This window comes from Micromonospora sp. CNZ309, assembly GCF_002846525.1.
In genome coordinates this window covers 1,640,956-1,658,139 of sequence record NZ_PJNG01000001.1, presented here as the reverse complement: position 1 = coordinate 1,658,139, position 17,184 = coordinate 1,640,956, and the positions used below count along the sequence as shown (strand labels likewise).

Below are 17,184 nucleotides of genomic sequence, written 5' to 3'. Positions count from 1 at the left end.
CATGACCACGATCGAACGGGTGGAGACCTTCCTCGTCGCGCCGCGCTGGCTGTTCGTCCGCGTCGAGACCTCCAGCGGGATCGTCGGCTGGGGCGAGGCGACCTGCGAGGGCCGCTCCGAGACCGTCCGCACCGCCGTCGAGCAGCTCAGCGAGCTGCTGATCGGCAAGGACGCGCTGCGCATCGAGGACCACTGGCAGGTCATGACCAAGGGCTCGTTCTACCGCGGCGGGCCGATCCTGGCCAGCGCCGTCGCCGGGCTCGACCAGGCGCTGTGGGACATCGCCGGCAAGCACTTCGGCGCGCCGGTGCACCAGCTGCTCGGCGGCCCGGTCCGGGACCGGATCCGGGTCTACGGCTGGGTCGGCGGCGACGAACCCGGCGAGGTCCGCGACCAGATCGCCGCCGCCGTCGCCACCGGCCTGACCGCCGTGAAGATGAACGCCTCCGGCCGGATGAGCGCCGTCGCGTCCGTCGCCGAGATCGACGCCGTGGTGGCGCGGGTGGCCGCCGCCCGCGAGGTGCTCGGCGACGAGCGGGACGTGGCCGTCGACTTCCACGGCCGGTTCACCCTCGCCACGGCCCGCCGGGTCGCCCCGCTGCTGGAGCCGTACCGGCCGTTCTTCCTGGAGGAGCCGGTGGTGCCGGAGAACTCGCACCTGATCGGCGAGTTCGTCCGCTCCACCACCACGCCGGTGTCGACGGGGGAGCGGCTCTACAACCGGCAGGAGTTCCTGCCGGTGCTCCAGGCCGGCATCGCGGTCGCCCAGCCGGACCTCTCGCACGCCGGCGGCATCACCGAGGTCCGCAAGATCGCCGCGCTGGCCGAGGTGTACGACGTGCAGCTCGCCCCGCACTGCCCGCTCGGGCCGATCGCGCTCGCCGCCTGCCTTCAACTCGGCTTCGCCACGCCGAACTACCTGATCCAGGAACAGAGCATCGGCATCCACTACAACCTCGGCGCCGAGGTGCTCGACTACTGCCTCGACAAGACCCCGCTGACGTTCGTCGACGGGTACGTCGAGCGGCTCACCGCACCCGGCCTCGGCATCGAGATCGACGAAAACGCCGTACGCGCGGCGGACAAGCGCGGACACGCGTGGCGCAGCCCCACGTGGCGCCACCGCGACGGCTCCTACGCGGAATGGTGATCACATGACCGTCGACCTGACCGCCGAACTGACCTCGGCCCGCATCCTCGCGATCATCCGCGGCACCGACACCGCCGCCGCGATCGCCGCCGGCACCGCCCTGCTCCAGGAGGGCGTACGCGTCGTCGAGGTGGCCCTCACCACCCCGGACGCCCTGCGCGCGATCGAGGCGCTGCGCGCCGCGGCCCCCGCCGGAGCGCTGGTCGGCGCCGGCACCGTGCTGACCACCGCCGACGTCGCGGACGTGGCCGCCGCGGGCGCGCAGTTCGTGGTCACGCCCGCCGTGGTCGAGTCGATCTCCGAGGCGGCCCGGCGCGGCCTGCCGGTCGCCGCCGGGGCGCTGACTCCGACGGAGGCGTACACGGCGGTGCGGATGGGGGCGTCGGCGGTCAAGCTCTTCCCGGCGTCGGTCGGCGGCCCCGCGTACCTCAGGGCGGTGCGCGACCCCTTCCCGGACATCCCGTTCGTCGCGGTCGGCGGCGTCGGCCTGGACGACGTGCCCGGCTACCTGCGGGCCGGCGCCATCGCCGTCGGCCTGGGCGGTCCCCTGGTCGGCGACGCCGCCTCCGGCGGCGACCTGGACGCGCTGCGGGCGCGGGCACGCACCTACCTCGCCGCCGTGCGGGAGCCGGCCGCGTCATGACCGCATCGGACCTGCTCACCGCCGGCGAGGCCCTGGTGTCGCTGCGCTCGGCCGGCCCGCTCGCCGCCGGGGGACCGCTGACGATGCACCTGGCCGGCGCCGAGTCCAACGTGGCCGTCGCGGTGGCCCGGCTGGGCCACCGCGCCGCCTGGGTCGGCCGCCTCGGCGCCGACGAGTTCGGCGAGTACGTGCTGCGCCAGCTGCGGGCCGAGGGCGTCGCCGTCGACGGCGTGACCCGCGACCCGGACCGGCCGACCGGCCTGATGTTCCTGGAGCGGCGCACCGCCGACCTGACCCGGGTGCAGTACCACCGGGCCGGGTCGGCCGGCTCCGCCCTCGACGTCGACGACCTGCGGGCGCCGCTGGCCGCCGGCGCGCGGATGCTGCACCTGAGCGGCATCACCCCAGCGCTGTCCGACACCGCCCGCGCGGCCACCCGGTGGGCGGCCGGGGCCGCCGTCGCCGCCGGCATCCCGGTCTGCCTCGACGTCAACCACCGCGACCGCCTCTGGTCGCGCGACACCGCCCGCGAGGTGCTCACCCCGCTGGCCGGGCACGCCTCGATCGTCGTGGCCTCCGCCGACGAGCTGGACCTCGTCGGCGACCCCGGGGCCGACGAGTCCACCGTCGTGGCGGACCTGCTGCGCCGCGGCGTGGACACGGTCCTGGTCAAGCTGGGCGGCGACGGCGCCCGCGCGCACACCCGCGACGGCGTCGAGCGCGTCGGGGCGCTGAGCGTCACCGCCGTCGACGCCGTCGGCGCCGGGGACGCGTTCACCGCCGGCTACCTCTCCGGCTGGTTCGACGGGCTCGACCTGGCCGGTCGGCTGCGCCGCGCCGCCACCCTCGGCGCCTTCGCGGTCTCCAGCCCCGGCGACTGGGAAGGGCTGCCGCGCCGCGCCGAACTGTCCCTCCTCGACGGTCACGAGGCCGGAGACGTCCTCCGTTAGCCCGCCGAGCACTCCGAAGAAGAAAGGCACCCCGTGAAGATCGTCGCCGCTGACGTCATCGTCTCCAGCCCCGACCGCAACTTCGTCACCCTGAAGATCACCACCGACGACGGCGTCACCGGCCTGGGCGACGGCACCCTCAACGGACGGGAACTCTCGGTCGCCTCCTACCTGCGCGACCACGTCGTGCCGCTGCTGATCGGCCGCGACGCGCACCGCATCGAGGACGCCTGGCAGTTCCTCTACCGCTCGGCGTACTGGCGTCGCGGGCCCGTCACCATGGCCGCCATCGCGGCCGTCGACGTGGCCCTGTGGGACATCAAGGCCAAGGCCGCCGGCATGCCGCTGTACCAGCTGCTGGGCGGCGCGTCGCGCACCGGCGTCATGGCGTACGGCCACGCCTCCGGCCGGGACCTGCCGGAGCTGTTCGACTCGATCCGCCGGCACCTCGACCTCGGCTTCCGCTCGATCCGCGTGCAGACCTCGGTGCCGGGCATCAACGCCGTGTACGGGGTCGCCGCCCAGCCCAGCGCCGACGGCAAGCGCTACGACTACGAGCCCGCGCAGCGCACCCCGCTGCCGGCCGAGGAGGACTGGGACACCCGCTCCTACCTGCGCCACCTGCCCGGCGTGTTCGAGGCCGTCCGCAACGAGTTCGGACCGGAGCTGCCGCTGCTGCACGACGGCCACCACCGGATGACCCCCATCCAGGCCGCGAAGCTCGGCAAGGCGCTGGAGCCGTACGACCTGTTCTGGCTGGAGGACTGCACCCCGGCGGAGAACCAGGAGGCGCTGCGGCTGGTCCGCCAGCACACCACCACGCCGCTGGCGATCGGCGAGGTCTTCAACACCGTCTGGGACTACCAGACGCTCATCCGCGAGCAGCTCATCGACTACGTCCGCTCCGCCGTCACCCACACCGGCGGCATCACGGCCATGCGCAAGCTGCTCGACTTCGCCGCCCAGTACCAGATCAAGTCCGGCATCCACGGCCCGACCGACATCTCGCCGGTCGGCATGGCCGCCGCCCTGCACCTGGACCTGGCCATCCACAACTTCGGCATCCAGGAGTACATGCAGCACGGGGCGCTCACCAACGAGGTGTTCCGGCAGTCGTTCACCTTCGCCGACGGCTACCTGCACCCGGGGGAGCAGCCCGGGCTCGGCGTCGAACTGGACGAGGAGGCCGCCGCGAAGTTCCCGTACGTGCCGGCGTACCTGCCGTTCAACCGGCTCCAGGACGGCACGGTCCATGACTGGTGAGACCGGCGCGCCCCCGACGCGGCACGTGGTGGTGATGGGGGTGTCCGGGGCCGGCAAGACGACCGTGGCCCGGGGCATCGCCGCCCGCACCGGACTGCTCTTCGCCGAGGCCGACGAGTTCCATCCGCCGGCCAACGTGGCGAGCATGCGGGCCGGCGTGCCGCTGGACGACGTGGCGCGCCTGCCCTGGCTGCGCGATCTCGCCGGCTGGATGGCCGCGCGCGCCGCCGACGGCGTGTCGACGGTGCTGGCCTGTTCGGCGTTGAAGCGCTCCTACCGCGACACGCTGCGCCAGGGGCCGCCGAGCGTCGAGTTCGTCCACCTGGACGGCGCGGCCGAGGTGATCCGGGAGCGGATGGCCCGCCGCGCCGGGCACTACATGCCGCCGAGCCTGCTGGCGTCGCAGCTGGCCACCCTGGAACAGCCCCACCCGGACGAGTCGGTGCTGGTGCTGGACGTGGCGCTCACGCCGGACGAGCTCGTCTCGGCGGCGGTCGACCGGCTCGGCCTGGCGAGCGGCGTCGCCGCCAACGGCTGAGCGCGTCCCGGTCGCGGTGCCCCGGCGCCTCGACCGGGCGGCCGGTCCCGGCGCGGGTGCGCCGGCCGCTGGCAGTCCCGAACGGGCGGCAGGCCGGTCTCGGACGGATGGGCCGGTCGCGTCAGTCGGGCGACCCGTCGAGGTAGACCCAGCGGCCCTCCTCGCGGACGAACCGGCTGCGCTCGGTCTGCGTGCCCGGCCGGCCGCCGGCGCGGTGGTGGGCCCGGAACTCGACGGTGCCGGTGGCGTCGAACAGCCCGCCCCGGTCGGTGGCGACGATCTCCAGGCCCGTCCAGCGCTGGCCGGGATCGAGGTCGAGCCGGCGCGGCCGGGTCGAGGAGTGCCAGCTGCGCAGCAGGTACGCGGTGTCGCCGACGGCGAAGGCGCTGTAGCGCGAGCGCATCAGCGCCTCGGCGGTCGCCGCTTCCGCCTCGCCCCGGTGCAGCCGCCCGCAGCAGTCCGCGTACGGCTGGCCGGAGCCGCAGGGGCAGGGCCGGTCAGGGTCGTCGGCCGCCCGCCGGCGGGGTCGCTTCGCCACCGGCCCATTCTGGCCGACGGCCCGGCGCGGCCGGCGTCCGGACCCGGCCGCCGTCCGCGCGCGGGCCGGTGCGGTGACGCGACGGGCGGCCGACCGGGGCGGCCGACGCGTGGCCCCGGCCGACCGTCGCCCGGGCGTCGTGGTCCCGGCTCAGCCGGCGCTCGCGCGGGGCGCCCGTCGGGTGCCGAACGACTCCATGGTCGTCGCCTTGCGGGCGGGGGCCTTCGAGGCCGCGCCGGCGCGGGTCGCCGCGGCCTTCGCCGCCTTCCTCGCGGGCGCCTTCTTCGCCGGCGCGGCCGTGGCGGGCGCCTTGCGGGCGCGGGCCGGGGTCGCCGTGGCCGAGGTGTCCTTCTTCCGGGCCACGCGGGCGGTCGTCGGGGTCGGCTTCCCGCCCGGGGACCTGGCCGCGGTCGCCCCGGTGGCCCGCTTCGTGGCCGTCGCCACCTTCTTCGCCGCCGCCGCCCGCTTCATCGGGGCCTTGCGCGCCCCGGTGGCCTTCCTGGCCCGTCCTGCGTCCGCCATCGTCGCTCCTCGGGAATCGGCCCTGGGCGCACGGTCTTCCCCCGGCCCCGGCGGTCAAACGCCGGGGCCGACGCGGCGCGGGAGCCGGCCCGGCCCCCGCGCGGTCACGTCCCGGTCGCCGGCTTGTACGCGCAGATGAGTTCCCAGCCGCCGGGCAGCACCGTCACCCGCTCGAAGCCGACCTCCTTCAGCAGGCCGGTGTAGAACTCGACCTCCCGCAGCCGGCTCACGCAGGAGTCGACCCCGATGAGGAAGTAGCTCCAGAAGAACTGCATCGCCAGCCGGTCCGGGGTGCGGAACTCCTCGCAGATCAGCAGCATCCCGCCCGGCTCCAGGGCCGCGTACGCCTTCTCCACCAGCCGGCGGGCGACCTCGTTCGGCCAGTCGTGCAGCACCCGGACGAACGCCGTGGCGTCGTAGCCCGGCGGCAGCGGCTCGGCGAGGAAGTCCCCGCCGACGAAGCCGAGCCGGCCGACGTGCCCCCGCTCGGCCCGGGTGGCCGCCACCAGCGGCGCCACGGCCGGCAGGTTGTACACGTCGACCCGCAGCCCCGGGGCGTCGTCGAGGACGTGCGCGGCGAGCGTGCCGTCGCCCCCGCCGACGTCCAGCAGGCGGCGCCGGTCCGACCACAGCCGCTCGGCGTTGCGGTGCACGGCCTCGATCACCGGGCCGAGGCCGACGGCCATGCTGCGCTCGAAGTCGGCGGTCTGCGCGTCGGTCTTCGGCGGCCAGGCGAAGTCGTCGTCGCCCATGCTGACCTCGCCGCGCAGGCTCTCGCCCAGCCGGCCGTGCAGCCGCCGCCAGGGGTAGCGGTCCCGGTCCCGCTCGATGGCGTCCGGGCCGACCACCGCCGCCACGGCGTCGCGCAGCCCGGGTGCCGCCCGGTACGTGGCCGACGCGATGTCGTCGCCCGGTTCGCTGCGCGCGACGAAACCGAGGCTCTCCAGGCAGTCGAGGAACTTGTAGAGCCGCAGGGGCCGCACGTCGAAGCGCTCCGCGAGCGCGCCGAGGCTGACCGGCCCCGGCTCCAGCGCGTCGAGCAGACCCATGCCGAGCGCGGTCTCCAGGACGTCCATGGCCTTGGGCCCGTTGGCGAGCAGGCTCATCAGCGCCCGCGGTGACAGGGTGACGTTCACCGGTCCAGCTCCTCTTCCAGCGCGTCCATGAACGCGTCGATCTCATCGAGGGTGTTGTAGACGTGCGGACCGATGCGCAGGTAGCCCCGCCAGCTGCAGACCATGTCCCGCGCGGCCAGTCGCCGCTTGACCGCCTCGCCGTCGGCGACGTCGAGGCAGACCACGCCGCCGCGCCGGTGCGGCTCGACCGGGCTGACCACGCCGATGCCGGCCGCCGCCGCCCGCTCGAGGACCCGGGACGTGCAGGCCAGCGAGTGCCGCCGGATCGCGGCGGCGCCCACCCCCGCCAGCAGGTCCAGCCCGACCTGGGAGACCAGCGAGGTGAGGGGGTACGGCGTCCCGCCGGCGAAGCGCCGGGCGCCGGGTGCCCAGCCCGTCGACGGCTGGAAGGTCAGCGCCCGGTCGCCGGCCTGCCAGCCGGTGGCCGCCGGTTCCAGCCGGGCCACCAGCTCCGGGCGGACGTACAGGAAGGCGGTGCCGACCCCGCACAGCCACTTGTGCGCGCCGCCGAGGACGACGTCGACGCCGAGCGCCGTCACGTCCAGCGGCACGACGCCGACGGTCTGGAAGGCGTCGACGACCACCAGGGCGCCGACGTCGTGGGCGCGGCGCACCAGCCGGGGCAGGTCGATGGTGGCGCCGGAGGAGAAGCTGGCGTGCGGGACGCACACGAGCAGCGTCCGCTCGTCGATCCGCGCCTCGAGGGCGTCCTCGTCGAAGCGCGGGCCGCCCGACCCGACGACGTGGAGGCGCGCGCCGTAGCGGCGGAACGCGGAGAAGATGAACGGCACGGTCGGGTACTCCAGGTCGGTGGTGACGACCCGGTCGCGCGGCGCGCGGTAGTCGAAGCAGGACGCGACCCGGGCGAGCAGGGTGCTCAGGTTCGCGTCGGTGACGACGCTGCCCGGTGGCGCGCCGATCAGGGCGGCGATCGAGTCGGCGTACCGGTCGAGGCCGACGTGCCAGTCCTGCCAGACGTCGTCGCGCCAGCCGCGCAGCGTCTCCCAGTAGCCGGTGAGCACGTGCTCCGCGCCTCTGGGCACCGCCCCGGTGGAGTTGTTGTTCAGGTAGACGCAGGTGTCCAGCAGCGGGAACTCGGCGCGCAGGGCGGCCTGGGCGTCGGCGTCGAGGCACCCGGGCGTGTCGGATGCCGGTTCGGGTGAGGTCATTCGGGGTTGCCTCCGCTCGGTCCGGTCCCTGAGGAGGGATCCGGGTCGGGGGTGACGGAGCTGAAGACCGGGATGGACCGCACGGCGGCCAGGTAGGGCGTGCCCTCGGTGTAGCCGGTGCCGGGGCGCGGCCCGAGCATCCGGGTGGCCAGCCGGTGGTGGGTGCGCCGCCACTGGAGCACGGCCGCCGCGAACGCGCCCATGGCCCGGGCCACCAGGTCGACGTCCGCCCCGGTGAGCAGACCCGCGCGCACCGCGGCCCGGAACGCCTCGTCGACCGACGGCTGCCCGGCGTGCACCCGGTCGCGTACCTCCGGCACCTGCTGGTAGGCGGGCGACTCCAGGCGCGCCGTGTCCGGGGTGCGGCACAGCGACTCCATCAGCTTGTAGGAGCGGGACTGGATGGCGCTGGCCCCCTCGGTGTACTGACGGAACGTCCGGAACGCCGCCGGCTGCATGGTGGCCAGCAGCGAGAACAGCGGCCCGGCGGCCGTGAGGAGCTGACAGCCGTACGCCAGCCGGTCGGCCGCCGCCCGCGCCCGACCGGCGGCCAGGGCGGCGATCGCGGCCCGCAGTTCGTCGACGAGCCCCGCGAAGAGACACTCGTACGCCTGGAGCACCCGGATGAACAGGTACTCGTCGTGCGAGACGTAGACCGGCAGCATGCTCAGCCACAGTGCCGGCTCCCCGGCGGGGGCGCGGTCGGCGGCGAGGGCGCGCAGCACGGCCGCCGGCTCCGGGTGGTGGGCCGCCCCGGCCAGGCCCAGGCGGGCGAGGGCGGGGGCCGCGGCCCGTACGCCGAGTCGGTGGCGCTTGGCCACCACCTCCCGGCCCGGCCGGTCCTCGGGCAGCAGGTCGGTGGCCCCCGACGTGGCGGCCGCCTCGAACGCCAGCGCGTCGGCGACCAGGCGGACGAGCAGCCGGTCGCGGCGGGCGCGGTCGGGGTCTGCGGCCGGCCCGTCGGCGTGCACCGCCTCCGGGCTGCCCGGCCGGTCGTCCGGGCTGCCCGGCCGGTCGTCCGCGCTGCCCGGCCGGTCGTCCGCGCTGCCCGGCCGGTCGTCCGCGCTGCCCGGCCGGTCGTCCGCGCTGCCCGGCCGGTCGTCCGCGCCGCCCGGCCGGTCGTCCGCGCCGCCCGGCCGGTCGTCCGCGCCGCCCGGCCGGTCGTCCGGTCCGTCGTCCGCGTCGCAGGGCAGCCGGAGCAGGCGCAGCGCCAGGTAGCTGCGGTAGTCGTAGCGGCCGTCCCACTTGTCGAGTGCGACGTCGAGGAAATCGCGCAACTGCCGGACCGCGGGCGTCGGTGGGCCGGGGGCCGGGGCGCTCACCTGGGCCCGGACGTGGTCCAGCAGCGCCAGGAGTTCCTTTTCCACGAAGTGTTTGCCGACCCGGTGGAACTCGGCCAGCACGGGAGAATAGGGAAAATCGTCCGCCTCGGCGGTGCCCGACAACCAACTCGTCAGTTCACGCACGAACCGCACCTCGACATTCGGCTCGTGTCAACCGTGGACGGGGAGACAATTGACAAATTGAGGGGTGGGTGGGGATTGCGGCGACCGCTCGGCACGGGAACGGTCGCTTTCACCCGTGCGGGGTCTTCACGCGGGCCTGCCACAGTTCCGGGAAGAACCGGTGCCCGATGAGCTTGGCGAGCACGGTCGCCTCGGCGCCGTCGGGGGCGTGCCCGCCGACGCGCAGGGCGGCCTGGTAGTGCCGCACCCGCCACAGCGACACCCGCTCGTCCCACTCCATCATCGCCTCGGCGAGCAGGTGGACGGGGTCGGTCGGGTCCGCCCGGCGCAGCTCGGCCAGGGCGGTGCCGTGTGCGGCGAGGTGGTCGGTGAACGCCAGGCCGAGCTGCCGGCTGGCCGCCTGGACCCGTCGCCAGCCCGGCGACTCGGCGCCGGAACCCTTGCCCAGCGCGGGCTGCATGGCCTCGAAGGCGGCCGGGGAGAGGTGGCGGAACATCTCCAGCTGGTCGGTGATCAGCCGTACCCCGAGGGTCGCCCGGGTCAGCAGCGGCTCGGCCGCCGCGGGCTCGCCGGCGCGGATCCGGACGACCGCCTCGGTCAGCTCCGCCGCCGCGAGCTTCAGCCACAGCTCGGTGGACTGGTGCACCACCTGGAAGAGCAGCTCGTCGCGGTGGATCATCTCCGCCGGGCTCCGTTGCAGGTCGAGCAGCGCGTCCGTGCGCATGTAGCGCGCGTAGTCCGTGGCGCCGTCGCCAGGAAGAACAGGTGAGTGGTCCCGCTTCACGGAATTGTCCCCTTCGGTCGGCGTCGCTGCGTCGGGAACCGTCGGCCCGACCGCGCGTGCGGCGGCCATTATGCAACGACGAAAGGCAATGTGTCACGCCTTCGTCGGGAGCCGTGTCCGACTCCGGAAAGGGGAGGTTTCCGCCATTTTCTGCGATACATAAAGGCGGCGGAATAGCACATAGATCAACATGGGTCAATAGCGGTGGGCGGCTGACATGTCACACGGCCGCCGGTGGCGCGCCCCGAGGGGCGCACCGCCGGCGGCCGTGTCTCACCAGGGCGACGGTGGTGGCGGCACGACCGGCGGTCGGTCCGCAGGTGATGGTGTTGGGCAACTGCCACAGGGCCAGCCAGCCGCCGTCGTTGCCGCCACGGCCCTGCCCGTGCCGGGGGCGGGCCGGTGCACGCCCGCCCCCGGCACGGCGTCATCCCCGCAGCAGCGGCAGTACCCGGCGGCCGAGCAGGTCGACGCCGCCGGTGGGGGTCAACCCGTGCGGGGTGCCGAACTCCACCCGGGTCGCCCCGGCGTCGAACACCGCCGCCGCCTGCGCCGCGACGTGCTCGGGAGTGCCGGAGAACGCGAAGAGGTCCAGCAGGTCACCGCCGATCAGCGCGCCGGCCACGTCGTGCTCCTGGCGGGCGACGTGCCGCTGGATGCGCGCCAGCAGCTCCGGGTCGATGTCGACGTTCGGGTCGAGGGCGGCGACCACGGCGAGGTACATGGCGACCTCCGTACGGGCCACCCGGCGGGCCAGGGCGCCGTCCTCGTCCACCACGGTCACCGCCCCGATGACCACACCCACCTGGTCCCGGCCGGCCGGCGTGGCGTCGTCCAGCCAGGCCCGCATCGTCTTGGCCATCGCGGGGTTGGCCGACCCGCCGACCTTGATCTCCGAGGCGAACGCGGCGGCCGTCCGGGCGGTCTGCTGGCCCCACGTACCCACCAGGACGGGCACGTCTGCGCGGACCGGGGCGTAGCGCAGGGCCGTGCCGGGGGCCACCGTGAACTCCCGGCCCGCGAAGCCCCGTTCGTCGCGCGACAGCAGCAGCCGCACCACCTCGACGGTCTCGGCGATCCGCCGCAGCGGCCGGGCCTGTGCCACCCCGACCTGGTCCAGCCAGGTGCCCCGGGCCAGCCCGAGGTAGGCCCGCCCGTCCGACGCCAGGTCCAGGGCGGCGACCTGCCCGGCGATCTCCACCGGATGCATGGTGAACGGGTTGAGGCAGGCCGACCCGAGCCGGATCCGCCGGGTGTGCCGCGCCGCCACCAGCAGCGGGAAGAACGGCGGCTGGTACATCAGGTCGCCGAAGACCGACAGCACGTCGAAGCCGTGCCGTTCGGCGAGCTCGGCCAGCGCCGCGTACTCGTCGGCGCTCTTGTCGGACTGGAGTCCGATGCCGACCAGTCGGCGACCCTCGTCGGTGCTCACGTCAGTTCCTCCGTCGGGATCCGTCGCCGGGCGGTCCGCTCGATGCGCATGATGACCCGCTCGTCCGGGTCGGGACAGGCCACGTGGCAGTCGCGGGCCAGCCAGTCCTCCGGCGGCAGCGGGCGCTGCTTGGCCGGCAGCAGCGGCAGGCACGCCGCCAGGGCGTACAGGCAGAAGTGCCGACCCGTGGGGATGCGGAGCCGGTTCGACTCGGTCAGGTCGATGTAGTCCCCCGGCTGGAGGCCGCAGACGGAGCGACCCTCGATGCGCTCCACCACGACCCGCAGGTCGTACAGGTCGGTGACCGGTTCCTCGGCGCTCATCGCAGCGCCTCCGCGTGGTGGTGCACGATCCGCCAGCCCCGCTCGTCGCGGCGCAGCACGTCCGTCACCCGGAAGCAGTCGTCCGGCTGCCCGGCCGCGTACCGGGCCCGCAGCACGTAGCGGACCAGGCCGGTGTCGCCCCACGCCTCGGTGCGGAACTGCTCGGGGGCGACCGAGGTCGGGGGCGGGGCCGCCGCCCGGGCGGACGCCCGACGGTCCCGCAGGTCGTCGAGGGCGGCCAGGCCGTCGAGCAGGTCGGGCGCGTCGGACTCCCAGATCGTCAGGTCGGGGTGCAGCCGGGCGTCGAACGCCGCGCGGTCGCCCAACGACCGGTACATGTCGGTGATGGCGGCGGTGAGATCGTCAACGGTCATCGGGACTCGCTTCCGGTCGGGGCGGACGGGGTGTCGGGGGTGGATCAGGAGAGTTCGGCGAGGCGGGCGCGCAACGGATCGAGCCCCATCGGGCCGAGCCGCAGGGCGCGGTGGTGGAACCGCTTGCGGTCGAACCCCGCGCCCTCGCGCCGTTCGGTCTCCCGGCGGGCCTGCTGCCACAGCCGCGCCCCGACCTTGAAGGCCAGCGCCTGCGCCGGCCAGCCGAGGTAGCGGTCGACCTCGAAGCGTGCGGTCGCCGGGTCCAGCCCGGCGACGCGTCCCAGGAAGTCCACGGCCAGTTCGGGGGTCCACCGGCGCGCGTCGGTGAAGCCGGTCCCGGTCGGGATCGGCACGTCCAGGTGCAGGCCGAGGTCGATGACCACCCGGGCGGCGCGCCACATCTGCCCGTCGAGCATCCCGAGCCGTTCGGCCGGGCCGGCGTAGAGGCCCACCTCGTCGGCGAGGCGTTCGGCGTAGTGCGCCCAGCCCTCGGCGTACCCGTGCACCTGGCACAGCGAGCGCTGCCACGGGTGCAGGCCGGCGGTGGTGAGGGTGATCGCGTGCTGGAGGTGGTGCCCGGGCAGCCCCTCGTGGCAGAGCGTCCCGACGTGCCGCCACACCGGCACCGTCGACTCGCCGGGGGGCGTCGACCACCAGATCCCGCCTGGGCGGGTCAGCCCGGCGTCGGGCGGGGTGTAGTACATGACGCCGGAGGCGGCGGGGCTGATCCGGCACACCACCTGGCGGGTGACGGCCGGGATGTCGAAGTGCGCACCGTCCAGGGCGTCGGTGAGCCGCTCGGTGCGCTCGCGCAGCCAGCGCTCCAGGTCGGGCCCGACCGGCACCCGGCCGGCGGGGTCGGCGTCCAGCGCGGCCCGCGCCGACGCCACGTCCGGGTGGCCCAGTTCGGCGGCGACCGCGCGCTGCTCGACGGCGGTGCGGGCCAGCTCCTCCCAGCCGTACGCGTACAGCTCGTCCAGCTCGACGCTCGCGCCGAGGAAGCTGCGCGCGGTGACGGCGTACAGGTCGCGGCCGACGCCGTCGACCTCGCTGGCCCGGGGCGCCAGCTCGGTACGCAGGAACGCGGCGAACTCGGCGGTGGCGGCGCTGGCCCGTTCCGCCCCGGCGGCCAGCTCCCCGGCCAGCGGCCCGTCCGGGCACCCGGCCGCCAGCCGGCCGTAGAAGTCGTCGGCGGTGACCCAGGCGGTGCACTGCTCGACGACTGCCAGCACCTGCCGGCGCGCGACGAGCTGCCCCCGCCCGGCCGAGCGGCGCAGCGTCTCGGCGTACTGCCCGAGCGCCGTCGGCACCCGGCGCAGGTGCGCGGCGACGACCGCCCAGTCCCGCTCGCTGTCGCGCGGCAGGCTGTCGAAGACCTGCCGGACCAGGTGCACCGGCGTCGCCAGCGGGGCCAGCAGCCGGGTGGTGAAGCCCGCGTCGTACAGGTCGACCTCGCTGGCCAGCCGGTCGGTCAGCGCGCCCGCGAGGGCCCGCTGCGCGGTGCCGTCGGCGCTGGCGCCGGCCGCCGCCGTGGCGGTGCGGCGGGCCAGCTCCGCGCGGGCGGCGAAGCCGTCGGGGGAGAGGTCCGCGAAGTGCGACTCGGGGGTACGCCCCGCCGCCTCGGCGGCCTCCGGATCCAGTTCGGCGAGCGCGTCGAGGTACCCGTCGGCGACCTCGACGATCGTGCTCATCGCGCGTCCCGCAGGCGGCCGTGGTCGTCGCGGTACGACACCCCGCCCTTGAGCACGGCGTGCAGGCTGCGCAGCGCGGACACCGAACGGGTGGGGTCGTCGCGCAGGACCAGCAGGTCGGCGTGCTTGCCCACCTCGACGCTGCCGAGCGTGTCGGCCTGACCCAGCCACTGCGCGGGGCGGATGGTGGCGGACCTCAGCGCGTCGGCGACCGGCATCCCGGCGTCCACCATGAACTCCAGCTCCCGCACGGTGGCGGTCGTCTCGTCGTAGCCGGCGTGCGGCGGCATGTCGCTGCCCAGCGCGATCGGCACCCCGTTGCGGATGGCGTGCTGGAGGCTCTCCCAGTGCCGGGGCCCGGCCGACAGGGCGCGGTCCATCAGCCAGCCGGGCACGCCGGCGTCGCGGAAGAACTGCTCGCTGCGGCTGACCACGATCGTCGGCACGTACCAGACGCCGCGCTCGGCCATCAGCCGCGTCACCTCGTCGGTCAGCTCGTAGCCGTGCTCGACGCAGTCCAGCCCGAGTTCCACGGCGCGGCGCACCGACTCGGCGGGGCCGGCGTGCGCGGTCACCTTGCGACCCCAGTCGTGGGCCACCCGGATCACGGCCGCCAGCTCGTCGTCGAGCAGTTGGGGGGTGTCGATCGACTCGAACTCGCCGGCGATGCCGCCGGAGATGCACACCTTGATCAGGTCGGCGCCGGCGCGGATCTGCTGCCGGGTGAGCCGGCGGAACCCGTCCGCCCCGTCGGCCTCCAGGGCGTCGGCCTCCCAGCCGTGCCCGCCGGTGCAGCAGAGGGCGTGCCCGGCGGTGAAGATCCGCGGGCCGTCCACCGCGCCGCGCTCGATGCCCTTGCGCAGGGCGAAGTCGGCGTAGCGGCTCTCGCCGACGAGCCGGGCGGTGGTGACCCCGGAGTGCAGGGTGCGCCGCGCCGAGTCGGCCATCAGCAGCACCAGCTCGGCCAGGTTCGACCGGTGCACCTCGTCGCCGAAGTGGCCGGGCAGCCCGAGCGAGAGGTGCACGTGCATGTTGGTCAGGCCGGGCATGACGTGGTCGCCGTGCAGGTCGACCACCCGGGCGTCGCCGGCCTCGGCGAGGACGTCGTCGACCGGCCCGACCGCGCGGATCGTGCCGTCGGCGCCGACCCAGATGCCCTGGTCGCGCTGGAGGTCGTCCCGGACGCCGTCGTAGAGCGCGAGGTTGACCAGGACCTGTTCGGTGGGGATGTGCATGCGGTGTCCTCTACGCGGCGGGCACGGTGGTCGGCGCCACCGTGGGGTCGTTGAGCCAGCAGGCGGCGCTGCGGCCGCCGAGGTCGAGCGTGGGTGGGTGCTCGCCGCACGGCGCGAAGGCGTGCGGGCAGCGCGGCCGGAACCGGCACCCGGTCGGCGCCTGCGCCGGGTCGGGCACCTCGCCGGCGAGCGTCCTGGGCAGCTTCGGGTGCGGGCCGATCTGCGGCACCGCGTCGATCAGCGCCCGGCTGTACGGGTGCCGGGGCGCGCGCCACAGCTCGCGGGTGGGCGCGGTCTCGACGATGCGGCCCAGGTACATCACCGCCGTGACGTCGGCGATCTCGTGTACCAGGGAGAGGTCGTGCGAGATGAACAGCATGCCCATGTCGAGGTCGCGGACCAGCCCGACGAGCAGGTTGACCACCTGCGCCTGGGAGGAGGCGTCCAACGCGGTGACCGGCTCGTCCGCGATGATCATCCGGGGCTCCGGTGCGAGCGCCCGCGCGATGGCGAGCCGCTGCCGCTGGCCGCCGGAGAACTGGTGCGGATACCGCTCCGCCGCCGAGGCGGGCATGCCGACGCGGTCGAGCAGCTCGGCCACCCGCGCCCGGCGGGCGGCGCCGGTCACCGTGTCCGGCACCCCGTCGAGCAGCTGCGCGCCGATGGTGCGCCGGGGGTTCAGCGACGCGTACGGATTCTGGAACACCATCTGGAGCCCCACCTGCGGCACCGGCCGGCGACGCCAGCCCAGCGGGGTGACCGGGCGCCCGGCGAACCGGATCGCCCCGGCGCTCGGGGCGGCCAGCCCGACCGCCACCCGGGCCAGCGACGACTTGCCGCAGCCGGACTCGCCGACCAGGCCGACGATCTGCCCGGGCGCCACGTCGAGGCTCACCCCGGCCACGGCCCGGACCGGTCCCCGGCCGCGCGCCCTGTACTCGACCTCGACGTCGCTGATCTCGAGCAGGTTGCCCGAGTCGACCGGCTCGTTCATGCCGCCACCTCCAGGTGCGGACGGACCACGCAGGCCACGGACCGGTCGTCGCCGGCGGGGGAGAGCGGGGGCGGCGCGGTCTGGCAGGACGGCTCGGCGAATCCGCACCGGGGCTGGAACGGACAACCGGGCGGCGCCTGCCCCGGCGCCGGCGGACCGCCCGGGATGGGCCGCAGGGTGCCGACGGACTGGGTGCCGTGCGGGCGGGCGCCGAGCAGCGCCGCCGTGTACGGGTGCCGCGGCGCGGTGAGCAGCGCCCCGGTGGGCCCGGTCTCCACCACCCGTCCGGCGTAGAAGACGTACCCGCGGGTGGTCAGCGCGCTGAGCACCCCGAGGTCGTGGGTGATGAACGCGACGGCCAGCCCGGTCTCGGCGCGCAACTGCTCCAGCAGCGCCAGGATGCCGGCCTGCACCGTCACGTCCAGTGCGGTGGTCGGCTCGTCGGCGATCAGCAGCCGGGGGCGGGCGGCGAGGGCGATCGCGATGGCGGCCCGCTGCCGCATGCCGCCGGAGAACTGGTGCGGGTACGCCCGTACCGCCCGCTGCGGGTCGGGGATGCGGACCTGCTCGAGCAGCTCCACCGCCCGCCGGTCGGCGGCCCGCCGGTCCAGGCCCAGGTGGACCTGCATGTGCTCGGTGAGCTGCCGGCCGATCGTGAGCATCGGGTGCAGCGCGGCGGTGGGGTCCTGGAAGACCATCGCGATGCCGGCGCCGCGTACCTTCTGCCAGCGCCTGGTGTCCAGGCCGAGCAGTTCGGTGCCGGCGAAGCGGGCCGACCCGGTGACCTTGGCACCGGCGGGCAGCAGCCCGAGCAGGGTCTGCGCGGTGAGGCTCTTGCCGCAGCCGCTCTCCCCGGCGATGCCGACCATCTCGCCCTCGTCGACGGTGAACGACACGTCGTGCAGGATCGGCAGCGGCCCCGTGGGGCCGGGCAGGGTGACGGCCAGGGAGTCGACCTCGAGCAGGGGTGCCATCT

18 protein-coding genes are annotated in these 17,184 nt (G+C 75.1%); 5 read left to right on the top strand and 13 right to left on the bottom strand.

The genetic code is table 11. The features are described 5' to 3' along the window. Position 1 precedes the first annotated feature (1 nt). From dgoD to CLT72_RS06700, 5 genes are read left to right on the top strand one after another with little or no spacing between them, the layout of a single operon-like run. Positions 2–1,150: a galactonate dehydratase gene (gene dgoD / locus CLT72_RS06720; protein WP_101410044.1), complete on the top strand. Its 1,149-nt coding sequence runs from the start codon at positions 2–4 to the stop codon at positions 1,148–1,150. Positions 1,151–1,154: 4 nt separating this feature from the next. Continuing rightward, positions 1,155–1,793, top strand: a complete 639-nt coding sequence (locus CLT72_RS06715; protein ID WP_101410042.1) for a bifunctional 4-hydroxy-2-oxoglutarate aldolase/2-dehydro-3-deoxy-phosphogluconate aldolase — start codon at positions 1,155–1,157, stop codon at positions 1,791–1,793. Continuing rightward, entirely contained in the window at positions 1,790–2,743 is a 954-nt protein-coding gene (locus CLT72_RS06710) for a sugar kinase (RefSeq protein WP_101410040.1), read from the top strand. The genes CLT72_RS06715 and CLT72_RS06710 overlap by 4 nt, the downstream gene beginning before the upstream one ends. Positions 2,744–2,776: 33 nt before the next feature. After that, a complete protein-coding gene (gene manD / locus CLT72_RS06705; protein ID WP_101410038.1) occupies positions 2,777–4,006 on the top strand; it encodes a D-mannonate dehydratase ManD in 1,230 nt (409 codons plus the stop codon). Continuing rightward, the gene (locus CLT72_RS06700) at positions 3,996–4,544 is read left to right on the top strand and encodes a gluconokinase (RefSeq protein ID WP_101410035.1); all 549 of its coding nucleotides are present in this window, start codon (positions 3,996–3,998) and stop codon (positions 4,542–4,544) included. The genes manD and CLT72_RS06700 overlap by 11 nt, the downstream gene beginning before the upstream one ends. A gap of 121 nt (positions 4,545–4,665) precedes the next feature. Here the strand turns inward: CLT72_RS06700 and CLT72_RS06695 are convergent, their stop codons facing one another. From CLT72_RS06695 to CLT72_RS06630, 13 genes are all read right to left on the bottom strand, one after another. Further along, the gene (locus tag CLT72_RS06695) at positions 4,666–5,082 is read right to left on the bottom strand and encodes a YchJ family protein (protein WP_101410032.1); all 417 of its coding nucleotides are present in this window, start codon (positions 5,080–5,082) and stop codon (positions 4,666–4,668) included. A gap of 150 nt (positions 5,083–5,232) precedes the next feature. Beyond that, positions 5,233–5,604, bottom strand: a complete 372-nt coding sequence (locus tag CLT72_RS31835) for a hypothetical protein (RefSeq protein WP_158241979.1) — start codon at positions 5,602–5,604, stop codon at positions 5,233–5,235. Between the two features lie 104 nt (positions 5,605–5,708). Next, the gene (locus tag CLT72_RS06685; RefSeq protein ID WP_101410028.1) at positions 5,709–6,740 is read right to left on the bottom strand and encodes a methyltransferase; all 1,032 of its coding nucleotides are present in this window, start codon (positions 6,738–6,740) and stop codon (positions 5,709–5,711) included. After that, the gene (locus tag CLT72_RS06680; RefSeq protein WP_101414989.1) at positions 6,737–7,909 is read right to left on the bottom strand and encodes an aminotransferase class V-fold PLP-dependent enzyme; all 1,173 of its coding nucleotides are present in this window, start codon (positions 7,907–7,909) and stop codon (positions 6,737–6,739) included. The genes CLT72_RS06685 and CLT72_RS06680 overlap by 4 nt, the downstream gene beginning before the upstream one ends. After that, a complete protein-coding gene (locus tag CLT72_RS06675; RefSeq protein ID WP_486484191.1) occupies positions 7,906–9,384 on the bottom strand; it encodes a tryptophan 2,3-dioxygenase family protein in 1,479 nt (492 codons plus the stop codon). The genes CLT72_RS06680 and CLT72_RS06675 overlap by 4 nt, the downstream gene beginning before the upstream one ends. 100 nt (positions 9,385–9,484) lie before the next feature. Beyond that, on the bottom strand, positions 9,485–10,159 hold the full coding sequence (locus tag CLT72_RS06665; RefSeq protein ID WP_101414987.1) for a tryptophan 2,3-dioxygenase family protein: 675 nt from the start codon (positions 10,157–10,159) through the stop codon (positions 9,485–9,487). A 427-nt stretch (positions 10,160–10,586) separates the two neighbouring features. After that, entirely contained in the window at positions 10,587–11,591 is a 1,005-nt protein-coding gene (locus CLT72_RS06660) for an LLM class flavin-dependent oxidoreductase (protein WP_199184499.1), read from the bottom strand. After that, positions 11,588–11,914, bottom strand: a complete 327-nt coding sequence (locus CLT72_RS06655) for a TIGR04076 family protein (RefSeq protein ID WP_089000216.1) — start codon at positions 11,912–11,914, stop codon at positions 11,588–11,590. The genes CLT72_RS06660 and CLT72_RS06655 overlap by 4 nt, the downstream gene beginning before the upstream one ends. Next, the gene (locus tag CLT72_RS06650) at positions 11,911–12,288 is read right to left on the bottom strand and encodes a nuclear transport factor 2 family protein (RefSeq protein WP_101410026.1); all 378 of its coding nucleotides are present in this window, start codon (positions 12,286–12,288) and stop codon (positions 11,911–11,913) included. The genes CLT72_RS06655 and CLT72_RS06650 overlap by 4 nt, the downstream gene beginning before the upstream one ends. Positions 12,289–12,332: 44 nt before the next feature. After that, positions 12,333–13,979, bottom strand: a complete 1,647-nt coding sequence (locus CLT72_RS06645) for a DUF885 domain-containing protein (RefSeq protein ID WP_101410024.1) — start codon at positions 13,977–13,979, stop codon at positions 12,333–12,335. Beyond that, positions 13,976–15,214 carry an amidohydrolase family protein gene (locus tag CLT72_RS06640; protein ID WP_101410022.1) on the bottom strand — a complete coding sequence of 413 codons (1,239 nt, stop codon included), beginning with the start codon at positions 15,212–15,214 and terminating at the stop codon, positions 13,976–13,978. Before CLT72_RS06640 ends, CLT72_RS06645 begins: the two co-directional genes overlap by 4 nt. 10 nt (positions 15,215–15,224) lie before the next feature. Further along, positions 15,225–16,208: an ABC transporter ATP-binding protein gene (locus CLT72_RS06635; protein ID WP_101410020.1), complete on the bottom strand. Its 984-nt coding sequence runs from the start codon at positions 16,206–16,208 to the stop codon at positions 15,225–15,227. After that, positions 16,205–17,182 carry an ABC transporter ATP-binding protein gene (locus CLT72_RS06630; protein ID WP_089000221.1) on the bottom strand — a complete coding sequence of 326 codons (978 nt, stop codon included), beginning with the start codon at positions 17,180–17,182 and terminating at the stop codon, positions 16,205–16,207. The genes CLT72_RS06635 and CLT72_RS06630 overlap by 4 nt, the downstream gene beginning before the upstream one ends. Positions 17,183–17,184 lie beyond the last annotated feature (2 nt).

Excerpts from the sequence above, each read along its gene's own strand:
- CLT72_RS31835 (WP_158241979.1), bottom strand. The coding sequence starts at position 5,604 with ATGGCGGACGCAGGACGGGCCAGGAAGGCCACCGGGGCGCGCAAGGCC.
- CLT72_RS06680 (WP_101414989.1), bottom strand. The coding sequence starts at position 7,909 with ATGACCTCACCCGAACCGGCATCCGACACGCCCGGGTGCCTCGACGCC.
- CLT72_RS06715 (WP_101410042.1), top strand. The coding sequence starts at position 1,155 with ATGACCGTCGACCTGACCGCCGAACTGACCTCGGCCCGCATCCTCGCG.
- CLT72_RS06655 (WP_089000216.1), bottom strand. The coding sequence starts at position 11,914 with ATGAGCGCCGAGGAACCGGTCACCGACCTGTACGACCTGCGGGTCGTG.
- CLT72_RS06645 (WP_101410024.1), bottom strand. The coding sequence starts at position 13,979 with ATGAGCACGATCGTCGAGGTCGCCGACGGGTACCTCGACGCGCTCGCC.
- CLT72_RS06710 (WP_101410040.1), top strand. The coding sequence starts at position 1,790 with ATGACCGCATCGGACCTGCTCACCGCCGGCGAGGCCCTGGTGTCGCTG.
- dgoD (WP_101410044.1), top strand. The coding sequence starts at position 2 with ATGACCACGATCGAACGGGTGGAGACCTTCCTCGTCGCGCCGCGCTGG.
- CLT72_RS06635 (WP_101410020.1), bottom strand. The coding sequence starts at position 16,208 with ATGAACGAGCCGGTCGACTCGGGCAACCTGCTCGAGATCAGCGACGTC.
- CLT72_RS06700 (WP_101410035.1), top strand. The coding sequence starts at position 3,996 with ATGACTGGTGAGACCGGCGCGCCCCCGACGCGGCACGTGGTGGTGATG.
- CLT72_RS06640 (WP_101410022.1), bottom strand. The coding sequence starts at position 15,214 with ATGCACATCCCCACCGAACAGGTCCTGGTCAACCTCGCGCTCTACGAC.
- CLT72_RS06650 (WP_101410026.1), bottom strand. The coding sequence starts at position 12,288 with ATGACCGTTGACGATCTCACCGCCGCCATCACCGACATGTACCGGTCG.
- CLT72_RS06630 (WP_089000221.1), bottom strand. The coding sequence starts at position 17,182 with ATGGCACCCCTGCTCGAGGTCGACTCCCTGGCCGTCACCCTGCCCGGC.